Origin of the sequence: Dietzia timorensis (assembly GCF_020742175.1) — a bacterium.
Classification (GTDB): domain Bacteria; phylum Actinomycetota; class Actinomycetes; order Mycobacteriales; family Mycobacteriaceae; genus Dietzia; species Dietzia timorensis_A.
Genome location: NZ_DYXM01000233.1, coordinates 1 through 5,949, shown reverse-complemented (window position 1 = coordinate 5,949; position 5,949 = coordinate 1). Strand labels below are relative to the sequence as shown.

At 68.5% G+C, this 5,949-nt stretch carries 7 protein-coding genes; 5 read left to right on the top strand and 2 right to left on the bottom strand.

What is annotated here, in order from left to right; translation table 11 throughout:
• Both K8V11_RS12275 and K8V11_RS12270 read right to left on the bottom strand, forming a co-directional pair.
• The coding region (locus K8V11_RS12275) for a response regulator transcription factor (protein WP_303914707.1) at positions 1 to 212 on the bottom strand (212 nt) is incomplete at its 3' end.
• Positions 213 to 240: 28 nt separating this feature from the next.
• Positions 241 to 1,491 (bottom strand): sensor histidine kinase, encoded by a 1,251-nt coding sequence (locus K8V11_RS12270; RefSeq protein ID WP_303914704.1) that lies wholly within the window; start codon positions 1,489 to 1,491, stop codon positions 241 to 243.
• Positions 1,492 to 1,640: 149 nt separating this feature from the next.
• Between K8V11_RS12270 and K8V11_RS12265 the strand changes: the two genes are divergently transcribed.
• From K8V11_RS12265 to K8V11_RS12245, 5 genes are all read left to right on the top strand, one after another.
• A complete protein-coding gene (locus K8V11_RS12265) occupies positions 1,641 to 2,294 on the top strand; it encodes a hypothetical protein (protein WP_303914701.1) in 654 nt (217 codons plus the stop codon).
• Positions 2,288 to 3,259, top strand: a complete 972-nt coding sequence (locus K8V11_RS12260; RefSeq protein ID WP_303914698.1) for an alpha/beta-hydrolase family protein — start codon at positions 2,288 to 2,290, stop codon at positions 3,257 to 3,259. The genes K8V11_RS12265 and K8V11_RS12260 overlap by 7 nt, the downstream gene beginning before the upstream one ends.
• A 74-nt stretch (positions 3,260 to 3,333) precedes the next feature.
• Positions 3,334 to 3,933, top strand: coding sequence for a hypothetical protein (locus K8V11_RS12255; RefSeq protein WP_303914695.1), 600 nt, complete (start codon positions 3,334 to 3,336; stop codon positions 3,931 to 3,933).
• A 17-nt stretch (positions 3,934 to 3,950) separates the two neighbouring features.
• Positions 3,951 to 4,901 carry an SDR family NAD(P)-dependent oxidoreductase gene (locus tag K8V11_RS12250; RefSeq protein ID WP_303914692.1) on the top strand — a complete coding sequence of 317 codons (951 nt, stop codon included), beginning with the start codon at positions 3,951 to 3,953 and terminating at the stop codon, positions 4,899 to 4,901.
• Positions 4,902 to 5,088: 187 nt separating this feature from the next.
• On the top strand, positions 5,089 to 5,949 hold an 861-nt coding region (locus K8V11_RS12245; RefSeq protein ID WP_303914710.1), incomplete at its 3' end, for an FAD-binding oxidoreductase.

The following is a 5,949-nucleotide window of genomic DNA, read 5'->3' as shown; positions in this document are numbered from 1 at the left end:
AGAATCGTCCGCGCCGCCTCGAGCCCGTCCATCTCGGGCATGCGCACATCCATGAATATGACGTCGGGCTGAAGCGATCGCGCGGCGGCCACGGCCTCGACGCCGTTGGACGCGTCCCCGGCTACGACGATGTCCGGCTGGGCGCCGAGGAGCGCGGCGAAGCCCTGCCGAACCATCACCTGGTCGTCGGCGATCATCACCGAGATTGTCATGAGTTCACCCTAGTCGCGCCGGACTGCGCTAGCGGGCGCGCGAGCGCAGCGGCACGGTCGCGGTGACGGTGAACCCGCCGTCGGAGGCGGGCAGCGCGGTGAAAGCGCCGCCCACTGCACGCACCCGCGCGGACATGCCCTGGATGCCCGAGCCACCGCTGGTGCCCGGCGCGATAAGCGCGTCCGGGGCGGCGGGCCCGTTGTCGATCTCGATCGACGCGACCTTGGCACCGTCCCCGAAGCCACCTGTCTGGTCGGCGCCGATCTCGAGGTTCACCACCACCGCGCCGCCGGGCGCGTGCCGCGACGCGTTCGACAGCGACTCCTGCAGCACCCGCTGCAGCGCGACGCCCGCGGTCTCGTCGATATCCGAGATCTCCCCGGACACCGTCCAGGTGACATCGACCCCCGAGCGTCGCGCGGCGTGCAGCGTCGGCAGGATCTGGTCCGCGCCCACTGGGGTGACCTCCGGCGATTCGGCATCCGAGCGCAGCACCCCGAGTAGCCCGCGCACCTCGTCGAGCGCGCCGCGTGCGGTCTCGGCGAGTGTGTCGAACTCGGCGTGGATCGCCGGCGTGACCCCCTGCAGCCGGTACGGCGCCGACTGCGACTGGACCACGATCATCGACATCTGGTGAGCGACCACATCGTGCAGATCGCGGGCGAGCTTATTGCGTTCCTCAGCAAGGATGCGCAGGTCCGCCTGCTCCGAAGAGCGCGCCGACTCGCGAGCGAGCTGCACGGTGGACGTCGCCAGCTGACGCCGCGAGAGCACCAGCTGGCGGATCAGGATGAACAGCACGGAGAACATCAAGGAGCCGAGGAACCAGCCGAGTTTGATCTCGGAACCGGGATTCAGCAGCTGGAGAAGCGCGGTCGCGAGTACAGCCCATCCGACGTACGCCCACTTCACCGTCAACACGACTGCGGCGAGGCATATCGCGAGCGCGAGGTGATAGGTGACCGGCCAGCCGAGCGCGAATTCCGGGTTGTCATGCGTCGGCACGATGACGATGCAGGACACGAACACGCAGGCCCACGCGGCCATCGGGTAATAACGGACGACGGCCACCGGCCACACCGCGAGTGCCGAGAGGAACGGCAGCAGCACGGTGATCACGTTGTGGGTCTGATTAATCGTCGGCCACGTGATGGCAAAGAACACCAGTGCCACGAAGACGAAGAACACGTCAGCCCAGCGTCCCCGAAGTGACTCGGCGACCCGGGTTCGCACCCCGGACCGCTCGATCGAGTTCGCTACCTTCTCGCGTGTTTTCATACCGAGAACGCTATCGGCCCGGCACCGCCGCGTAATCCCCCTGCAGAGTGATATGCCCCTACCCCGCCCGGAGTACCCCGCGGGAGTGAGGGAAAGTTCCCCTGCGCAGGGGATTCGGCCGTCGATGCCGCGCCCATAGCTTGATCGGCATGCTCACGCCCCAGTCGTTCCCCGCAGCCCAACCCCGCCCCTATCTGCGCACCGAATCCCGCATGCGCCGCTTTCGCCGCCTGGCCCTCGCCGCTCTGTGCGCCGGCCTGCTCGCGCTCGGCGCCGTGGCCCTCGAACCCAGCGCCCACGCCGGGCAACTCTCCACCAACACCACCGCGGCGCCGCACTCGGAAGCGGTGCGCACCGCGTCACTCCTCGCCCATGACGTCGGAGGCACCGAGTATTTCCCGCCGAGCGTCGTCGCCGGGCTCGGGTACTCACCGGCGCTGGAGGGCCGCATCGCCTCGAAGGCCGACGGCGACTGCTCCTCCCCCATCTCGCTCCCGGAATCGTTCGAACCCGCGTGCCGCACGCACGATCTCGGCTACGACCTCCTCCGTCTCGCCCACCGCAACGGAGATCCGCTCCCCGAGGCCCTGCGCCGCGAACTCGACGCGCAGTTCTCCCGCGGAATCCACGCCTCGTGCGACGAGCACGGGGAACGCGAGCCCGGCGGGCACCGCTTCTCGCTGCGGGCACGGGCCGACAACGCGGGCTGCCACGCGATGGCATCCATCGCCTATAAGGCGGTCCAGATCAACACGATGCGTCAGGGAAATGGCGCCCCGGTCCGCGAGTCACTCCCGTGGTAGCCCATCCGCTGCCCACGCGCCCGCTGCGCCTCGCCCCTCTACGCCTTCCGGTGGCGAGCCCGCCCCGGCGCCTCGCGCGGCGCGTGTCTTCGTGGCTGCTTGCTGCCGCGGCCATCGCTTTCGCCGCCTACGTGCTCATCGGCGCGCTGTCGTCCGCGGCGTGGTGGACGTTCAATTCCGGCCCGCTCACCGGAGATCCCGAGATCGTGCTCACCGAGCCCTCCCCCAGCGGTGCCGTCCGCGTCTACAGCGATACCCCGGAGCTGGCGCCAGACGAATCCGCCGCTCAGGCAGTCGACGCGCTCGACGCGAAAGGCGGATTCGCCCGCAGCACGCTCGTCGTCGCACTGCCCACGGGCTCGGGATGGGTCGACCCGAAGGAGGTCGACGCGCTCGAGCGCCACGCCGGAGGCGACCTCGCGACGATCTCGATGCGCTACTCCCGGGCGCCTTCCGGCGCGGTGTTTGCGCTGCGTCCGGAGGTCGCCGAGGACTCCGCCCACGCGCTGCTCTCCGCGGTCGCCGAGCGGCTGCGCACGATGGAACCCGGGGAAAGGCCTCGCCTGATCGTGCACGGACAGAGCCTTGGCGCCCAGGCCGGCGAGGCCGCGCTCGCCGACCGCGCCCTACTGCCGTTCGTCTCGGCGGTGCTGTGGCAGGGACGGCCCGGGGAGGAATTCTCGCGCGCCTCGAACGCAGCTTCGCTGGGCGATTGCGCCATCTCCGCCGTCAACGGCGACGATCCTGTGACGAAGCTATCGTGGCACCTCCTTGCAGATCCCGCGGAGGCCGTGGGTGTGTTGTCCCGGTTGCCCGGTTCGGAGTCGAAAACCCCTGGAACAGCGCACTCCTACGTGCCACTGCTGCCGCCCGAGCACTGCACGCCGGAAGGCCCGGCCGATGGCCGAGACGCGCCCGGTGGCACAGCGTTCGCTGCGTCGACAGCAGGAAATCGAGTACGCTGACCGGGTTGATCACGAAAGGTTGGCCACGCGTCCGCGGACGTTCCGCAGCGATGCCGGGCCGCACAACTACCCCTATGCCCAGAAAATCCACGACGACGAAGCCCCGATCACCGAGGCGTAAGGTCGCCGTCGCGCTGAGCATCGCCGCGATCGCCTTCAACCCCGCCGGAATCGGCAGCGCCGGAGCCGAGATCGCGCCGCCGCCCGCGGAGACGTCGGAGGCCCTGCGCGCGGCCGGCGAACTAGCCGCCGGCACGCCGGGGACCGACTACTTCGCGCCCGAAACGATAGTCGCGCTCGGCTACGAGCCCGGCGTCGCCGACGGCGTCGCCATGCGCCCGGACGGGGACTGCTCGTCCCCTGTCGAACTGCCCGCGAGCTTCGACAACGCGTGCCGCACCCACGACCTCGGCTACGATCTGCTCCGCATCGCACACGACCACGACGTGCCGATCCCGGAGGGTTTGCGCCGCGCGCTCGACTCCCAGCTCGGCGCCCGCATGCACGCCTCGTGCGGTGGAACCGACGTCGCCGGGTGCCACATGATCGCCGCCGCAGCAGAGGCCGCCGTCGCAGCGAACACGATCCGCCAGGCGGGCGGAACGCCGGTCCACGAGGAACTGCCGGACATCCTCGCCTCCTTCACCGGCGCATCACCCGCCGAATCCGAGTAGCGACACCGAGGAGCCCCATGCCGCGCACCATCGTCATCACCGGAGCGACGCGCGGCATCGGCCTCGTCGCCGTACGCGAACTGGCCCACCGCCACCGGGACGCGACCTTCGTACTTCTCGCCCGCCCCGAGAGCGGCGCCGCCGCCGTCACAACCCTGCTGGATGACGGCGTACGAGCCGAGTTCGTCCCAGTCGACCTACGGTCGCTGTCCTCCGTCGCCGAGGCGGCGCGCGATGTCTCCGAGCGCATCCGGTCGGGACAGCTCCCGCCGCTCGGGCATCTGGTGCTCAACGCGGGCGCGCAGCTACCCAGCGCGATGAGCCGTACGACCGATGGGTTCGAGGGGACTTTCGCCGTCAACGTGCTCGCCAATCACGTGCTGGTGCGCTATCTGGGCCCGCTCGTGGAACCGTCCAACCGCATCGTGATCACGGTGTCCGACACCCACTTCGGCGACCTCCAACACAATCTCGGCGTGATGCCCGGCCCGCAATGGCGTTCGCCCGAGAAACTCGCCCGGCCCGGCGCCTTTCGCGCACCGACGACCACCGCCGCCGGTCGCACCGCCTATTCGACGAGCAAGCTCGCGGCGATCTACATGGTGCATTCTTATGCCCGAGAGTTCGGCACGGACGGCGCCGGTTCGCACGCCGGACCAGCGGTGATCGGCTTCAACCCGGGGTTGGTGCCCGGCACGGGCCTGATGCGCGATGCGCCGCTGCCCATGCGGCTGTCCATGAAGTATGTCCTCCCGGCGCTGACGGTGACTCCGATCGCGAGCACCCAGCGCGACGCGGGACAGTGGCTCGCGGACGTCGTCACGGGTGACACGAGAGCCCCAAGCGGCTCGTACGTGAGCCGCGACCGCGAAGTGTGGTCCTCGGCCGAGTCCTACGACACAGAGCGCGAAAACGAACTGCGCGACGTCGCGGATCGCCTCACCGCGCAGTGGCTATCCGGGCGATAATTCAGCGTCGAGCAGGCACGGTTCACACTCTTGCGCAATGCACAGATTTCGGGAGGCGCTACGTTCAGGATCCCTCGGTAGCGTCTTCGTTTCTGCCGGAAGTCAACCCCGAGGAGCACGAGTGACATACGCATCGATCACGCCTGACGTTCGACGACTCTGGGGCTTCGGTAGGCGCGGTTCGACGGTGTGCCACACCATCACTCCACGCGATCCGCAGGAGGTTATCGACGCGGTCGTCGCGGTTGCCGAGCACAACGCCTCGTCGCCGGACTTCCTCAAGCGTGGGGTCGTTGCTCGCGGGCTCGGACGCTCGTACGGGGACAACGCGCAAAACTCCGGTGGACTGGTTATCGACCTTTCCGGGCTCGATCGCATTCACTCCATCGATGCGGAATCGGGCATCGCCGTCATGCAGCCAGGGGTGAGCCTCGACCAACTCATGCGCGCAGCTCTGCCCCATGGTCTTTGGGTTCCCGTGTTGCCGGGGACCAGAGAGGTCACCGTCGGCGGTGCGATCGGCTGCGATATCCACGGCAAGAACCACCATTCGGCGGGATCGTTCGGCAACCACGTCGTCCAGCTGGATCTGCTCGTCGCCGACGGTAGTGTGCTGACGCTGCGACCGGAGGGGTCGCTCGACGACCCGGACGGGTCGATTTTTTGGGCGACGATCGGCGGCATCGGGCTGACCGGGATCATCCTCGAGGTCCACCTGCAGATGACCCACACCGAGACCGCGTACTTCCTCGCGGACACCGACCGCACGGCGAATCTCGACGAGACGATCGAGCTGCATACCGACGGTTCGGAATCGACATACACCTATACCTCTGCATGGTTCGATTCGATTATCGACGAGCCTCATCTCGGGCGTGCGGGGCTCGCCCGTGGCTCTCTCGCGACGCTGGAGCAGCTCAAGGAGTTCGCCCCCGAGAAGGCGAAAGACCCGCTCGCCTTTGACGCGCCCCACCTTTTCGACGTGCCCGACGTCTTTCCCAATGGGTTGGCGAACAAGCTCGATTTCACGATCGTGTCGAAGGCGTAC